The sequence below is a fragment of the Shewanella sp. 0m-6 genome, assembly GCF_052977325.1.
On sequence record NZ_JBRIMD010000006.1, the window covers coordinates 123,310 to 138,909 of the forward strand.

A 15,600-nucleotide genomic window follows, 5' to 3' on the forward strand; every position below is an offset into this window, starting at 1 on the left:
AAAAAGCGCGTATGACTGTTAGTTTTCGCGTGTCTTAGCGAACTCAATATCAGGATAACGTTCCATCGACAGATTAAGATTAACCATAGTCGGTGCAATGTAAGTCAAGTTATCACCACCATCCAACGCTAAGTTCATGCTGCACTTACGTTTGAATTCATCAAGCTTCTTGTGATCATCACAATAGACCCAACGAGCGGTAGCCACACTGATAGCCTCGTAAATAGCTTCTACTTTATACTCAGTCTTTAAACGACCGACAACAACTTCGAACTGAAGCACACCCACGGCGCCTACGATCAAGTCATTACTGTCCAGTGGTCTAAATACCTGTACGGCGCCCTCTTCTGAAAGCTGGACCAGTCCTTTAAGCAATTGCTTTTGCTTCAGAGGGTCACGTAAACGTATGCGTCTAAACATTTCTGGTGCAAAGTTTGGTACACCAGTAAAGCGAAGCTTCTCACCTTGGGTAAAAGTATCACCAATTCGAATCGTACCATGGTTATGTAAGCCGATAATATCACCAGGATATGCAGCCTCAGCACGGTTACGATCGCCGGCCATAAAGGTCAACGCGTCGCTCACGTTTACGTCTTTACCTAGACGTACGTGATGCATCTTCATGCCCTGCTCATAACGACCTGAACAAATTCGCATAAAGGCCACACGGTCACGATGCTTAGGATCCATGTTTGCCTGGATCTTAAACACGAAACCACTGAACTTTTCTTCATCAGGCAGCACGTCGCGCACTTCTGTTTCGCGGGGCTGAGGTGTTGGAGCCCACTCAACGATACCGTCAAGAATATGGTCAACACCGAAGTTGCCTAACGCTGTACCGAAGTAAACAGGTGTCAATTCGCCTTTTAAGAATAGTTCGTGGTCAAATTCATGTGAAGCGCCAACAACCAATTCCATCTCATCGCGAATTTCAGCGGCATAGCTACCAATCGCTTCATCAAGCTCTGGGTTATCCAAACCTTTAATGATACGAGAATCTTGAATGGTATGACCCATGCCACCTTTGTACAAGATCACTTCATCGCGCAATAGGTGATAAACACCTTTGAACTCTTTACCTGCACCGATTGGCCAAGTGATAGGGGCACACTTAATGTTCAGCACCTCTTCCACTTCATCCATCAATTCGATTGGATCGCGAATATCACGGTCAAGTTTGTTCATGAAGGTCACAATAGGCGTATCACGTAGGCGTGTAACTTCCATTAGCTTAATAGTACGTTGCTCTACACCTTTAGCAGAGTCAATCACCATCAGACATGAGTCAACCGCCGTTAATGTACGGTAGGTATCTTCAGAGAAGTCTTCGTGACCAGGCGTATCTAGCAGGTTCACCAGCGCATCGTGATAAGGAAACTGCATTACAGAAGTCGTAATTGAGATCCCGCGATCTTTTTCCATCTCCATCCAGTCAGACTTAGCGTGCTGACCTGATTTCTTGCCCTTTACGGTACCCGCTTTTTGTAACGCGTTGCCGAATAAAAGAACCTTTTCAGTAATGGTGGTTTTACCCGCATCTGGGTGAGAGATGATGGCGAAAGTGCGACGTTTGTCGACCTCAACTTTATTGCCTGACATGTTTACCTGTAATTCTGGGAGTTCACAAAGGCCGCAATTATAGCCGTTCACCTATATTTTGGCTACCAAACTAGAGCGTAAAATCAGTATGGGGAGGATTTGTAAATGACGGCCTATAAAAAAGCCTCCATCAGGAGGCTTATTTATAGGCAGCCCGCGCTAATTTGCCGCAGGCTGCAATATTTGGTTTATTCTGGCAAGCTCGAGTCGAGCGTACCTATGCTCAACAAAATCATAGATATTAGTGGCTAATGCTAATCTGAAATAGTTCGCGGCTTCGACGTTTTCGCCACGTTTTTGCGCTATTTTCGCCATATAAAAATACGCTTCACAAAGGCGCTCAGCATATTCATTCGGGTGTTTTAATCCCTCTTTTGCCAGGCTAAAGATCTGCTCTTTACTCTTTTGCCCTAAATAATAATCCACCAAGGCAGTTGACCAAGCATTAGCTTGCAGCTTAGTGCGATTATTCGCTAATTGCGTTTGAGCAGCCAGTTCATCCACTTCACGTTCGGCTAAGTATAACCACAACACTCGATAACCATCTGATGGATCACGAGCATAAAAGTCGTTCATATCAGAGACAGCAAGTTCCATCCTTTCGCCATAATAAAGTGAAATCCCTCTATTAAGGTAAGCATAGTCATAACCTGGTGACAGCTCTAAAACAGCGTCAAATGCTTCATAAGCGCTTTCAAATTCACTTTCTTGAGTGTAATAAATACCAAGGAAGTTATAGGCATCTGCGAGATTAGGTTGAAGTTTTAGCGCTTGATGAAAATCAATGCGGCTTAGTATACGCAGGCCCACGCGGTCATAGATAACACCACGGTCATAATGAAATCGTGCGCGTTGTTCAGGCGTTAGCTCAACAGATGCCAAAATCTCATTCAATTTTGCTAAGGTGATTTCTAATTTATAATCAGGAGAAACCGGCGCGACTTTAATCGAAGCTTGTTGTTCGCTTTCGGAAGTTGATACACATCCTGTTAGCAGCATACTCACGCTTGCCATAGCCACGACCACGGCAGTTCGCATCTTTTGATTCATCCATTTAACCTTTTGAGTTCACCAATAGCTCCAATCATAGCAACCCCTATTCACTACTGCTATCAAGGATTTGAAAATATTCCAATTAGTGTTGCTTATTTCATCAAGATATTTTTTACAGGCACAAAAAAGGAGGCCATAGGCCTCCTTTTATTTAAAGTGCTAGTGCTTACTCAGCAGCTGGCGCTTCAGCTTTAGGTGCAGCTTCTTTCATAGAAAGACGTACACGGCCTTGGCGGTCAACTTCCATCACTTTAACTTTAACGTCTTGACCTACTTCTAGGTAGTCTGACACATTCGCAACACGCTCTTCAGCGATTTGTGAAATATGAACTAGACCATCTTTACCAGGAAGAATCGTTACGAAAGCACCGAAGTCTACGATACGAACAACTTTACCGTTGTAAACTGTACCCACTTCAACTTCTGCAGTGATCTCTTCAATACGACGGATAGCTTCTTTAGTCGCATCACCGTTTGAAGAAGCAATTTTCACTGTACCATCGTCATCAAGTTCGATTGTAGTACCGGTTTCTTCAGTAAGTGCACGAATTGTCGCACCACCTTTACCAATAACATCACGAATTTTCTCTGGATTGATCTTGATTGTTGTAATACGTGGAGCATGCTCAGAAATATCACCACGGTGACCTGAGATAGCTTGGTCCATTACGTTTAGGATATGAACACGTGCGCCGTATGCTTGCTGTAGAGCAATCTGCATGATCTCTTTAGTGATACCTTCGATCTTGATATCCATCTGCAGCGCAGTAATACCGTCGCGAGTACCAGCAACTTTAAAGTCCATGTCACCTAAGTGATCTTCATCGCCTAGGATGTCAGAAAGAACAACGAAATCGTCGCCTTCTTTAACTAGACCCATTGCGATACCCGCAACAGAAGTCTTGATTGGAACACCTGCATCCATAAGAGCAAGAGACGTACCACAAACTGAAGCCATAGAGCTTGAACCGTTAGATTCAGTGATTTCAGATACAACGCGAACGCTGTATGGGAACTCTTCAGCTGTTGGCATAACAGCGTTAATACCACGCCATGCTAGCTTACCGTGACCAATTTCACGACGCTTTGGAGAACCAACCATGCCTGTTTCACCAACAGAGTATGGAGGGAAGTTGTAGTGAAGCATAAAGCGGTTAGTGTACTCGCCCATGATGCTATCAATCTTCTGTGCATCACGTTCTGTACCAAGAGTACAAGTTACTAGCGCTTGAGTTTCACCACGAGTGAATAGTGAGCTACCGTGAGTACGTGGAAGAACACCAGCCATCACGTTAAGTGCACGAACCATATCTGGTTCACGACCATCGATACGTGGGTTACCCGCGATAATACGGCTACGAACCACTTTCTTCTCTAGGCTAGCTAGAAGACCGTCGATTTCACGTGTATTAGCATCTGGATTTTCAGCCAACAATGCTTCTTTAGTTGCTGTTTTAACAACACCTACTTGAGCGTAACGATCTTGCTTAACTTCAATCTGGTAAGCTTCAGTTAAACCTGCTTCAGCCAAACCTTTGATCTTAGCAACAAGCTCTTGGTCTTGAACTGGTGCAGCCCATTCCCATACAGGCTTGTTCACTTCAGCTTGTAGCTCTTTGATAGCTTTGATAACAACTTGCTGCTGGTCGTGACCATAAACAACCGCACCTAACATGACTTCTTCAGGCAATGCGCTTGCTTCAGACTCAACCATCAATACTGCACTTTCAGTACCGGCAACAGATAGCTCAAGCTGGCTGTCAACTAACTGAGATACAGTTGGGTTTAAGATGTATTCGCCGTTTACATAACCAACACGAGCTGAACCTAGTGGACCGTTAAATGGAATACCAGAGATAGACAGTGCTGCAGAAGTACCAATCATAGAGATAACTTCTGGGCTGATTTCTGGATCAACTGAAACAACAGTAATGATAACCTGAACTTCGTTTTTAAAGCCGTTCGGGAATAGTGGGCGGATTGGACGGTCAATTAGACGTGCAGTCAGCGTTTCACCTTCAGATGGACGACCTTCACGCTTAAAGAATCCACCAGGGATCTTACCGGCTGCGTATGTTTTTTCCTGGTAATTAACGGTTAGCGGGAAAAAGTCACGGCCTGGCTCTTCAAACTTCTTGCCAACAACAGTTACTAAAACTGTTGTATCACCCATACTTGCCAAAACAGCTGCATCTGCTTGACGCGCGATAACCCCAGTCTCTAATGTGACTGTGTGCTGACCATATTCAAAACTCTTTACGATTGGATTCACGTGAACCATTCCTTAATATTTAATTACCTTAATTACGCGCGTAAGTATACTGCAAGTTTATTCAATAGATAAAGAGAATAGATTGATGACAAAGCGGAATCTTTTCTCTAAAGTGGTTTCATTCGGTAAAAAACATGTACAACGTAAACATAAAGCAATCAACACTACAAAAATAAGTCATTGATATAAAGGACAAGAGTTGATGGAGCAGCGCTTTAAATCCCTCACGTGGAAACAGACTATTTTGGTCGTATCTGCAACGCTATTTTTTGCCGTTGCCATCTTTCTTATTGAGATTTCTCTGCTCGTTATTAACGCCCGCCATGAGTTAACCGATACCCAGCGCGAACTACTGGATTCCGTCGAACAACCTGCAACAAATGCAGTCTGGGCGTTAGATGATGTACTTGCCGTGCAAACAATACAAGGGATCTTAAAAGTTGAGCATGTAAGCTCTGCAATAATGGATTTAGAAGACGGTAGTCGGTTCGTGTCAGTCAGTAACGGTCCCGGAGCGGCTAATGCTGAAGTGTATAGCGAAATTAGCGCTGCGCTTTTTGGTGATTTCAAACAGCTATCCCGCTCGCTGTATCGACCATTTTATGTTGACAGTAATGGTAACGAAGAACTGATTGGTACCTTAACGGTCTTTTATGACACCCAAGAGCTCACCAGTTCATTAATATCAACTTTGCGCTTCAGCCTTTGGGCTACCTTAGCGAGAGCATTTTTGCTCACACTGGTATTGTCGGTATTATTTCACCGATTTTTAACCCAACCTATTGCTCGCATCAGTGAGTCTATCGACAACATAGACCCGGAGTCTCCTGCGAGAAACCTACTACCCATAGACAGTGCTCACTGTAATGATGAACTCGGGCTCGTCACCTCTAAGCTAAATCAAATTTTGGTTCAATTTGATAATACTCAAAATAAATTACGCAAAATGGCAACCCGAGATCCCTTAACGGGCTTGCCGAACCGCACTTTGCTTTTAGAAACCATCGCGGTAACCATTGGGCGAGCAAAAAAACAGCAATGTCAATTCGTACTGCTATTTATTGACTTAGACCGATTCAAAAATGTAAATGACTCATTAGGCCATGAGATTGGCGATCAGTTTTTGATCCGTGTAGCCCGTACCTTAGAGCTTGCTGTTGGCCAAATGGGCACTGTTGCTAGATTAGGGGGCGATGAGTTTGTGGTACTCGCGGATGGTTTAGAGTCACCAAGCCAAGCGGCTGAGTTTGTCGATAAGCTGCTAATACAACTGAATAACCCTATGCAACTCAATGAGCATACTGTGCACCCGGCGGCCTCGGTAGGTATCGCCATCTACCCAGACGATGGCCTGCGGGCAGAAGATCTAATTCGCCATGCAGATATCGCCATGTACAGTGCAAAAGCTGCAGGGTCGAACCAGTGGGCTTTCTTTAAATCCCAAATGACCGAAAGAGCAGCCGTTCGCTTAAGAACCGAAGCATCCTTACATGATGCACTAAAAAACAATGAATTCTTACTCCATTTTCAGCCTAAACTCGATATAAAAACCGGAGAGGTTATTGGCTGTGAAGCACTGATCCGCTGGCAAAAAGATGGACGTTTAATCAGTCCAATATCTTTCATTCCTGTGGCTGAAGAGACTGGTATCATTATACCTATCGGGCGCTGGGTAATTGAGCAAACCTGTAAGACGATTAGAGATTGGCAAATGCGTTATAATTTCTCACTACCTATTGCAATTAATGTCGCTCCTCAGCAGTTTCTAGACGCCAGTATTGTGCCCGATATTAAGCAAGCGACACTACGCTATCAAATCGCTCCAGAGCTGTTAGAGATTGAGATAACTGAGACCTCTCTAATGAGTGATATCGAGTCGTCCATTATCAAACTTAGAGAGCTAAAGAGTGCGGGGTTTGGGATTGCGGTTGATGATTTTGGTACCGGGTATTCTTCGTTGTCGTACCTTCGTCGCCTGCCCATTACCACCATGAAAATTGATCGTTGTTTTGTGTCCGATCTACCAGAGGAAAGTGCTATCGCGTCAACCATCTTGATGCTCGGTAAGCAGCTTGACTTAAACATTGTGGCTGAGGGAATTGAAAGTGAGCAACAACTAGCCTGGTTGCAGGAGCGTGGCTGCCAAATAGGCCAAGGGTTTTACTTTAGTAAGCCTTTGCCAATAGAAGAGTTTGAAGAAAAATACATTGCAACCAATCGAACTTCACTTATCAGCTAAAACGTTCAGGATTAAAACCAACAGGTATATCTTCAGCTAAAGCACCCTGCATACCAACAGCTATAAACTGGCGAATGGCGGCTTATAGCCGAAAGTCAGGCACAAAAAAAGGAGGCTTGGCCTCCTTTTAATAGATCAGACGTTAAAATTAACGACGTAGACCTAACTTCTTGATTAGCTCTTGGTAGCGAACGTTTTCAGTACGCTTAAGGTATGCAAGAAGCTTACGACGTGTGCTAACCATACGTAGTAGACCACGACGTGAATGGTGATCGTGGATGTGCTCTTTGAAGTGACCTTGTAGGTGGTTGATCTGCGCAGTTAGCAGAGCAACTTGAACTTCAGAAGAACCAGTATCATTTTCACAACGACCAAATTCAGCTAGGATTTGAGCTTTAGCTTCAACACTTAGTGACATTTCTATCTCCAAAATATTACATTAAAAAATCTTTAGCCGATCACTAACTCAGCCAAAGGGGCGCGCCATTCTACCCATTTAGACTTTGGGTAGCAAGATTAATCTAGGAATAAGTCCTCAATTAATCTTGTTGCTCTCTTAGTACGATAAGTCTCTTAGGGGCAAGCTGTCCATCATCGTTCATTTGTCCGATACCAACAAACTGACGAGATTCGCCGATAGTGATACGAACTAACTCATCAACCGGTAAGTTGGCCACCTGTACAGGGTTACCGTTCATCAAGTAAGTAGCAAGTTCGTCAGAGACGTTTATCTCTTTGAAACCACTTACCGCGGTATCCATAGGTAACAAGAGTGGATCGAGCACTTCAGACAGTGATAAAGACTCATCTTCAGCTTTCGTCACAAGTTCTTCAAGCTGTTTAAGCGACACCATCTTATCGTATGGGTAACCGGCAACTTGTGTGCGACGTAGCATGATAACGTGAGCACCACAGCCTAGCATCTCGCCCAAATCGTCAGTGATTGTACGGATGTAAGTGCCTTTAGAGCAATGGATATCCAAGGTCAACTCATCACCTTCAAGGCTGATAAAATTTAACTCAAACACATTGATAGGGCGTGCTTCACGGGGGACTTCAATTCCCTCGCGAGCGTACTTATACAAAGGCTGACCTTGGTACTTGAGCGCCGAGAACATAGACGGGACTTGCATCGTCTCACCGCGAAAATAATCCAGTGCTGTATCAAGCTGTTGTTGAGTGAAGTTAACTTCTCTTGTTTGAACAACTTCACCATCAGAGTCGCTGGTATCGGTACGTTGCCCAAGCTTTGCAGTCACTAAGTAACGTTTATCCGCATCAAGTAGGTGCTGCGAAAACTTCGTCGCTTCACCTAAGCAAATAGGTAACATGCCCGTTGCTAGCGGATCAAGAGCACCGGTATGGCCAGCCTTATTTGCATTAAAAAAGCGTTTCACTCTTTGTAATGCAAAGTTAGAACTCATACCAGTATCTTTATCTAACAGTACAATACCGTCGATAAAACGACCGCGAGAACGACGTGCCATTACTTATCGCCCTCTTCCTTTGTATCATCTTTCGCAGCATCAGGTTCAATACCGTGTTGCTTCTGCTTTGCTTCGTCATTGCTGATAACGCGGCTAACTAAGTTAGACATGCGCATACCTTCAACAAGCGAGCTGTCGTAGATAAAGCGAAGTTCAGGCATAACGCGTAACTTCATACGGCCGGCAACCAATGAACGGATGTAGCCTGCAGCTGCATCTAACGCTTCAACTTTCTCTTGAACAAGCTTTTCGTCTTCTTCAAAGAAAGTGACATAGACTTTTGCATAGCTTAAATCGCGAGAAACATCGACATCATTAACCGTCACAAACCCGATTCGTGGGTCTTTCATATCACGTTGTAGCACTTGTGCTAGCTCTTGTTGAAGCTGCTGTGCAATACGACGTGTACGACTAAATTCTTTTGCCATAATATATTTGCCATAAATATTAAGGGCGGCTAACGCCGCCCTTATAAGTAACTAGTTGAATTACAAGGTACGTGCAATTTCTACCGTTTCGAAGACTTCAATCTGATCGCCAACTCTGACGTCATTATAGTTCTTCACACCGATACCACATTCCATACCGTTACGAACATCGCTAACATCGTCTTTAAATCGACGAAGTGATTCAAGCTCACCTTCGTAGATAACAATGTTGTCACGAAGAACGCGGATTGGAGCGCTACGCTTAATAGTACCTTCGGTCACCATACAACCGGCGATCGCGCCAATCTTAGGAGACTTAAATACATCACGAACTTCAGCAAGACCAATGATCTCTTGCTTAAATTCAGGAGCAAGCAGGCCACTCATTGCGTCTCTAACTTCATCAATCAATTGATAGATGATGCTGTAATAACGTAGGTCAACACTTTCGCTATCAACAACTTTACGCGCCTGTGCATCAGCACGAACGTTAAAGCCGACCATAATTGCATTAGATGCTGCAGCAAGAGTTGCATCAGTTTCAGTTAATCCACCCACACCACGTGCGATGATGTTAACTTTAACTTCGCCAGTTGAAAGCGCATTTAATGAATCACAAATAGCTTCAAGTGAACCTTGAACATCAGCCTTAAGCACGATATTCAACTCTTCGACTTCGCCTTCAGTCATGTTAGCAAACATGTTTTCAAGCTTAGACTTCTGCTGGCGAGCCAACTTAACATCACGGAACTTGCCTTGACGATATAGTGCAACTTCACGTGCTTTACGCTCATCACGTACTACCGTCGCTTCATCACCAGCCGATGGCACACCTGAAAGACCTAAGATCTCTACAGGAATAGATGGGCCAGCTTCAGTAATTGCTTTACCATTCTCATCTCTCATCGCACGGACTTTACCGTACTCAAGACCACATAGAACGATATCGCCCTGCTTCAATGTACCTTCTTGTACAAGAACTGTTGCAACTGGACCACGGCCTTTATCAAGCTTAGATTCAACAACAACACCAGCAGCCATACCTTCACGAACAGCTTTAAGTTCAAGTACTTCAGCTTCTAGAAGAATACCTTCTAATAGCTCATCGATACCATCGCCAGTCTTAGCAGAAACATTAACAAACATGTTGTTTCCGCCCCAATCTTCAGACATAACGCCATGCTGTGAAAGCTCAGACTTAACACGATCAGGATCTGCTTCAGGCTTATCCATCTTGTTAACTGCAACGATTAGCGGAACGCCACCGGCTTTAGCATGTTGAATCGCTTCGATTGTTTGAGGCATAACACCGTCATCAGCCGCAACCACTAGGATTACGATATCGGTAGCCTTAGCACCACGAGCACGCATAGCGGTAAACGCAGCGTGACCAGGAGTATCTAAGAAAGTGATCATGCCATTTTCAGTTTCAACGTGGTACGCACCGATGTGCTGAGTAATACCACCGGCTTCGCCTGAAGCAACTTTCGCGCGGCGAATGTAATCAAGTAGCGATGTCTTACCATGGTCAACGTGACCCATGATAGTGACTACTGGAGCACGAGATTCAGCTAATATATCGCCGTTACGATCAGCAAGTACTTGGTGCTCTAGTTCGTTTTCACGAGTAAGCACAACTTTATGACCCATTTCTTCAGCAACTAACTGCGCAGTTTCTTGATCTAGGACTTGGTTAATTGTAACCATAGAGCCCATCTTCATCATCTGCTTGATAATTTCAGTAGCTTTGATTGACATCTTAGAAGCCAATTCAGAAACTGAAACCGTTTCACCGATGCTGACATCAGCTTTAACCACTGCAGCAGGCTTAGTGAACGCGTGATCCATTGACTCTGGCGCAACGCTACGATTGTTGCTTCGTGAATTACGTGAGTTACGGCTATCACGACGGTTATCTTTACCGCGCTTACCTTTACCTGTTGGCTTACCCGCACCAGCGTTAGCATTCGCGTTAGGGTTATTACCCGCATTAGCAGAAGGCTTGCGTGGACGACGACCGCGCTTTTCAGCGTTCGCATCAGCTGTATCTTCAGCAGCACGTGCCTCAGTAGAGGTCGTCACGTGGTGATCAACTGACTTTTCAGCTTCTTTACGGGCTTTTTCTTCTTCAGCCCAACGCTTTTCGTTTTCTTCCGCTAAACGACGAGCAACTTCTGCAGCTGCTGCAACTTCTTCATCAGCTTTTGCTTTCGCAACTGCGTCTTGAGCGGCTAACAATTTTGCTTCTTCTGCTTTAGCTGCTTTATCTTCAGCACTTTCTTGAACTGGTTTTTCTGTTAACACTTTTGCTTTCGCCTTAGCTTCGGCATCAGCCTTAGCTTTTGCCTTTGCTTCTGCATCCGCTTTAGCTTTTGCTTCCGCGGCAGCCTTAACTTCTTCAGCAACTTTAGCTTCTTCTGCTTTAGCCGCAGCAGCTAGTTCTGCTTCTGCCGCTTCGTCACGTTTTACGAACGTACGCTTTTTACGCACTTCGACTTTAACGTCTTTAGACTGTCCGCCACTACCAGCAACACTAAGTGTTGAAACTGATTTGCGTTGTAATGTCATTTTAGTTGGGGCTGCATCGCCACCATGTTGCTTCTTAAGGAAATCAAGCAACTGCTGTTTTTCAGTTTCAGAAACCGTATCACTCGCCGACTTCTTAATACCAGCCTGAGAAAACTGCTCGACTAAACGATCAGTGCTTTTCCCAACTTCCTGGGCTAGCTTGTCTACTGTAGTATCTGCCATATATTAAAACTCCCCTCTGCTGATCGACTTATGCTTCTTCGCCAAACCAACAGATATTACGGGCAGCCATAATTAGCTCGCCTGCTTTTTCTTCTGTTAATTCTTCAATTTCGATCAAATCATCAATGCCTTGTTCGGCCAAATCTTCAAGCGTAATTACGCCTTTGCTTGCCATTACGAATGCCAAGTGTCTATCTAGACCTTCTAGAGCAAGAAGATCTTCACTTGGTTCAGCACCATCAAGTGCTTCTTCAGTCGCAAGTGCACGAGTAGAGATCGCCGCTTTTGCGCGTTCTCTTAATGACTCAACGGTATCTTCGTCGAATCCATCAATTTCTAATAGCTCTGATTCTGGAACGTAAGCAATCTCTTCTAAAGAAGTGAAACCTTCGTCAGATAGTAGTTGTGCAAAATCTTCATCCACATCTAATGCTTGAATGAATAGATTGACTACTTTTGCGCTTTCAGCTTGATGCTTAGCTTTCATGTCAGCAACAGTCATCACGTTAAGTTCCCAGCCTGATAGCTGAGTAGCTAAACGGATGTTCTGACCGTTACGACCGATTGCTTGTGCTAAGCTGTCAGCTTCAACTGCGATATCCATTGAGTGGTTATCTTCATCAACGATGATAGAAGCCACATCCGCTGGTGCCATACAGTTAATAACGTATTGCGCTGGATTATCGTCCCAAAGCACGATATCTACACGCTCACCACCAAGCTCGTTTGAAACAGCTTGAACACGTGCACCACGCATACCAACACACGCACCTATTGGGTCGATACGGCGGTCGTTAGACTTAACGGCGATCTTAGCGCGAGAACCTGGATCACGAGCAGCGCCCATGATTTCGATCATCTCGTCTGCAATCTCAGGTACTTCAACACGGAATAGCTCAATAAGCATGTCAGGTTTAGTACGCGTTAAGAACAGTTGTGCACCGCGAGCTTCCGGACGTACAGAGTAAAGCAATGCACGAACACGATCACCAGGACGGAAAGATTCACGTGAAATCAAATCTTCTTTAAACAGCACACCGTCAGCGTTATTACCAAGATCAACCACTACACTCTCGCGGTTACTCTTCTTAACAACACCTACAATCAACTCGCCTTCACGATCACGGAACTGATCAACGATTTGAGCACGCTCAGCTTCACGTACTTTTTGTACGATAACTTGCTTAGCGGTTTGAGTGGTAATACGGTCAAATGCAACTGACTCGATTTCATCTTCGATGTAACCGCCCAGCTCAATTTCTGGATCGTCATACTTTGCAGCTTCAAGTGTGATCTCACGGAACGGGTTTTCTAATGGAACGCCCGCATCTTCAACTACCATCCAACGACGGAAAGTTTCATAAGCACCTGTCTTACGGTCGATTGCAACACGAACTTCAATGTCACCTTCGTATTTTTTCTTGGTTGCTGTGGCTAGTGCAATTTCCAGCGCTTCAAAAATCTTTTCGCGCGGTACACCTTTCTCGTTTGAAACCGCCTCAGCGACTAGCAGAATCTCTTTATTCATTGTCTTGCCTCGTTCACCTTGAATTCATCAAAACTTAGCGATTAAGTTGCCTTTACGGATATTATCCAAAGCAACAATAAGTTCGTTCCCATCTACCGACAGATTAAGCATTTGCCCATCAACGCCAGTAACGGTGCCTTTTAAATTACGACTGCCTGCTACAGGCATCGTTAATTGTACTTTTACAGTCTCACCGATGTAGGCCTTATACTGCTCAGCGGTGAACAGCGGTCTATCTACACCAGGAGAAGAAACTTCTAGCGTGTATTCAGATGTGATTGGATCTTCAACATCCAGCACAGCACTTACTTGGCGGCTTGCTTCGGCGCAATCCTCGATGAAGATGCCCTTTTCGTTGTCTATATATAAACGCAAGATAGAATGCTTGCCTGCTTGAATATATTCCAGACCCCAAAGTTTGTGGCCTAATGCTTCAACTGGTGCGTTGAGCATTTCTACCAGTTTGCGTTCTAATGTAGCCAAGGTTACCCCCAGAAAAACAAAAAAGGGCCTAATAGCCCCAGTATACGTCACCTTGAGTGACCGTTTTATAAGTTCCAGATAACAAAAAACCCCGTAATGACGAGGTTGATATATCCAGAACCTGTAACAGTATAGAAATAAATTTCTTTACTGGGAAGCTGGTTGCGGGGGCCGGATTTGAACCGACGACCTTCGGGTTATGAGCCCGACGAGCTACCAAACTGCTCCACCCCGCGACAACTTGTGCAAGTATATTGAGAATCCTCTCCACTTGCAATAATAAAGGGCGTTTAAACCACTTTATTATCTTCGACTCCGTCGTTAACGAACTCAAAGATTTGGTGCGGATGGGGGGACTTGAACCCCCACGAGCTTTCGCTCACCAGCCCCTCAAGCTGGCGTGTCTACCAATTCCACCACATCCGCATAAATCGTTACATCTGACTGTTATCATTGTTTGCTACATTGAGAGGGCGTAGCAATCTAACAGTCGGTACCAATCAATCTAAGATTGATACCATTCATAAACATTCTTATGAATTAGTCAGGGATTTTATCTTCTGACTTTTCAGCTTCTTGCTGAACTTGCTCAACAACTTGCGCTGCGTTGCTTCCTAAATCGTCCCATGCACCTTCAGCTTTAGTGTGATTTGCACTTAAGTTACCAATGGTAAGACTTAGAGCAAAAAACGCGACTGCTAAAATTGCAGTTGAACGAGTCAAAAAGTTACCAGAACCAGATGAACCGAACAGAGTACCTGAAGCACCGGCGCCAAAAGAAGCACCCATGTCAGCACCTTTACCTTGCTGGATAAGGATAAGTCCTACTAGACCAATCGCAACCAACAAGTAAACAACCATTAGAACTTCATACATATTATGCGCTCATCGCTATCGTACATAAACTGAGAAATTCGGTAGCATTGAGGCTTACACCACCAATCAAACCACCGTCTACATCAGGTTGAGCAAACAAGTCTGCTGCATTACTCGGTGTTACGCTACCACCGTACAAAATCCTGATGTTTTCTCCGATAAATGGAGATACTTCAGAGAGACGCTTGCGAATAAACGCATGAACTTCTTGCGCCTGCTCTGGCGTAGCACTCTTACCGGTTCCTACTGCCCATAATGGCTCGTAGGCGATAATTGCGTTGTCAAAAGCCATGGTGCCATTCTTTTCAATGACCACATCTAACTCTTCAGCAATCACTTCAAAAGTGCGTCTTGCTTCACGAGCTGGACCCGACTCACCAACACAAAGTATTGGGGTCAAACCATGTTTCTGAGCTGCGGCAAATTTCTCTGCCACGATATCACTCGTCTCTCCGTACATACGGCGACGTTCTGAATGTCCGATAATAACATATCGACATCCTGAATCTTTTAACATCTGACCAGATATTTCACCAGTATAGGCGCCGAAGTCATGTTGACTTATATTCTGCGTTCCCATTCTGACCAAACAACCATTTAAGGCTTCTTTGTTTTCATCCAGTAGCTGTCGTACACTTTCTAAGTAAATAGAAGGTGGACACAATACCACTTCCGCTGAATCATCTTGGAGCTTGGTAGCGAATTTCTTGAAAAGCTCTTGTGCAAGTTGCGCACTGCCATTCATTTTCCAATTACCAGCAACCATGGGACGTCTGAGTGCCATTACTGTCTCCTTTGAAAGCGGCGTGAATAATAGCGAACCACTTGTTAACTTACAATACCTAAAGACGTTATTTTTACGAATTAAGGCGAGAACGCGTGTT

The 15,600-nt window shown here is 44.4% G+C and carries 12 protein-coding genes and 2 tRNA genes; 1 reads left to right on the top strand and 13 read right to left on the bottom strand.

Going from position 1 to position 15,600, the window contains the following annotated elements:
- Window positions 1-18 precede the first annotated feature (18 nt).
- The 3 genes from prfC to pnp all read right to left on the bottom strand — a co-directional run bounded on the left by prfC (window position 19) and on the right by pnp (window position 4,924).
- Window positions 19-1,599 carry a peptide chain release factor 3 gene (gene prfC / locus ACVBJC_RS06740; RefSeq protein ID WP_447160111.1) on the bottom strand — a complete coding sequence of 527 codons (1,581 nt, stop codon included), beginning with the start codon at window positions 1,597-1,599 and terminating at the stop codon, window positions 19-21.
- A 159-nt stretch (window positions 1,600-1,758) separates the two neighbouring features.
- The gene (nlpI, locus tag ACVBJC_RS06745; protein ID WP_447160112.1) at window positions 1,759-2,649 is read right to left on the bottom strand and encodes a lipoprotein NlpI; all 891 of its coding nucleotides are present in this window, start codon (window positions 2,647-2,649) and stop codon (window positions 1,759-1,761) included.
- 169 nt (window positions 2,650-2,818) lie between these two features.
- Complete coding sequence (gene pnp, locus ACVBJC_RS06750; protein ID WP_447160113.1) at window positions 2,819-4,924, bottom strand: polyribonucleotide nucleotidyltransferase; 2,106 nt, start codon at window positions 4,922-4,924, stop codon at window positions 2,819-2,821.
- Between the two features lie 202 nt (window positions 4,925-5,126).
- Here pnp and ACVBJC_RS06755 point away from each other — a divergent pair, with 202 nt between their 5' ends.
- Window positions 5,127-7,163 carry a putative bifunctional diguanylate cyclase/phosphodiesterase gene (locus ACVBJC_RS06755; RefSeq protein WP_447160114.1) on the top strand — a complete coding sequence of 679 codons (2,037 nt, stop codon included), beginning with the start codon at window positions 5,127-5,129 and terminating at the stop codon, window positions 7,161-7,163.
- 148 nt (window positions 7,164-7,311) lie between these two features.
- Here ACVBJC_RS06755 and rpsO read toward each other — a convergent pair whose 3' ends face one another.
- The 10 genes from rpsO to tpiA form a co-directional block, all read right to left on the bottom strand.
- Window positions 7,312-7,581, bottom strand: a complete 270-nt coding sequence (rpsO, locus tag ACVBJC_RS06760; RefSeq protein WP_012156278.1) for a 30S ribosomal protein S15 — start codon at window positions 7,579-7,581, stop codon at window positions 7,312-7,314.
- A 121-nt stretch (window positions 7,582-7,702) separates the two neighbouring features.
- Window positions 7,703-8,650 carry a tRNA pseudouridine(55) synthase TruB gene (gene truB / locus ACVBJC_RS06765; RefSeq protein ID WP_447160115.1) on the bottom strand — a complete coding sequence of 316 codons (948 nt, stop codon included), beginning with the start codon at window positions 8,648-8,650 and terminating at the stop codon, window positions 7,703-7,705.
- On the bottom strand, window positions 8,650-9,078 hold the full coding sequence (gene rbfA / locus ACVBJC_RS06770) for a 30S ribosome-binding factor RbfA (RefSeq protein WP_447160116.1): 429 nt from the start codon (window positions 9,076-9,078) through the stop codon (window positions 8,650-8,652). Before rbfA ends, truB begins: the two co-directional genes overlap by 1 nt.
- Before the next feature lie 60 nt (window positions 9,079-9,138).
- Window positions 9,139-11,829 carry a translation initiation factor IF-2 gene (gene infB, locus ACVBJC_RS06775; RefSeq protein WP_447160117.1) on the bottom strand — a complete coding sequence of 897 codons (2,691 nt, stop codon included), beginning with the start codon at window positions 11,827-11,829 and terminating at the stop codon, window positions 9,139-9,141.
- 28 nt (window positions 11,830-11,857) lie between these two features.
- Window positions 11,858-13,357, bottom strand: a complete 1,500-nt coding sequence (nusA, locus tag ACVBJC_RS06780; RefSeq protein ID WP_447160118.1) for a transcription termination factor NusA — start codon at window positions 13,355-13,357, stop codon at window positions 11,858-11,860.
- 27 nt (window positions 13,358-13,384) lie between these two features.
- Window positions 13,385-13,840, bottom strand: coding sequence for a ribosome maturation factor RimP (gene rimP, locus ACVBJC_RS06785; RefSeq protein WP_447160119.1), 456 nt, complete (start codon window positions 13,838-13,840; stop codon window positions 13,385-13,387).
- 159 nt (window positions 13,841-13,999) lie between these two features.
- A tRNA-Met gene (locus ACVBJC_RS06790) sits at window positions 14,000-14,076 on the bottom strand.
- A 103-nt stretch (window positions 14,077-14,179) separates the two neighbouring features.
- Window positions 14,180-14,266: transfer RNA gene (locus ACVBJC_RS06795), tRNA-Leu, on the bottom strand.
- A gap of 114 nt (window positions 14,267-14,380) precedes the next feature.
- Complete coding sequence (gene secG, locus ACVBJC_RS06800; protein ID WP_447160120.1) at window positions 14,381-14,716, bottom strand: preprotein translocase subunit SecG; 336 nt, start codon at window positions 14,714-14,716, stop codon at window positions 14,381-14,383.
- Window position 14,717: 1 nt separating this feature from the next.
- Complete coding sequence (tpiA, locus tag ACVBJC_RS06805) at window positions 14,718-15,500, bottom strand: triose-phosphate isomerase (protein WP_028769143.1); 783 nt, start codon at window positions 15,498-15,500, stop codon at window positions 14,718-14,720.
- Window positions 15,501-15,600 lie beyond the last annotated feature (100 nt).

Bases quoted from the DNA above. Each gene is read 5' to 3' on its own strand.
- prfC (WP_447160111.1), bottom strand. From the start codon at position 1,599: ATGTCAGGCAATAAAGTTGAGGTCGACAAACGTCGCACTTTCGCCATC.
- nlpI (WP_447160112.1), bottom strand. From the start codon at position 2,649: ATGAATCAAAAGATGCGAACTGCCGTGGTCGTGGCTATGGCAAGCGTG.
- ACVBJC_RS06755 (WP_447160114.1), top strand. From the start codon at position 5,127: ATGGAGCAGCGCTTTAAATCCCTCACGTGGAAACAGACTATTTTGGTC.
- rpsO (WP_012156278.1), bottom strand. From the start codon at position 7,581: ATGTCACTAAGTGTTGAAGCTAAAGCTCAAATCCTAGCTGAATTTGGT.
- truB (WP_447160115.1), bottom strand. From the start codon at position 8,650: ATGGCACGTCGTTCTCGCGGTCGTTTTATCGACGGTATTGTACTGTTA.
- rbfA (WP_447160116.1), bottom strand. From the start codon at position 9,078: ATGGCAAAAGAATTTAGTCGTACACGTCGTATTGCACAGCAGCTTCAA.
- infB (WP_447160117.1), bottom strand. From the start codon at position 11,829: ATGGCAGATACTACAGTAGACAAGCTAGCCCAGGAAGTTGGGAAAAGC.
- nusA (WP_447160118.1), bottom strand. From the start codon at position 13,357: ATGAATAAAGAGATTCTGCTAGTCGCTGAGGCGGTTTCAAACGAGAAA.
- secG (WP_447160120.1), bottom strand. From the start codon at position 14,716: ATGTATGAAGTTCTAATGGTTGTTTACTTGTTGGTTGCGATTGGTCTA.
- tpiA (WP_028769143.1), bottom strand. From the start codon at position 15,500: ATGGCACTCAGACGTCCCATGGTTGCTGGTAATTGGAAAATGAATGGC.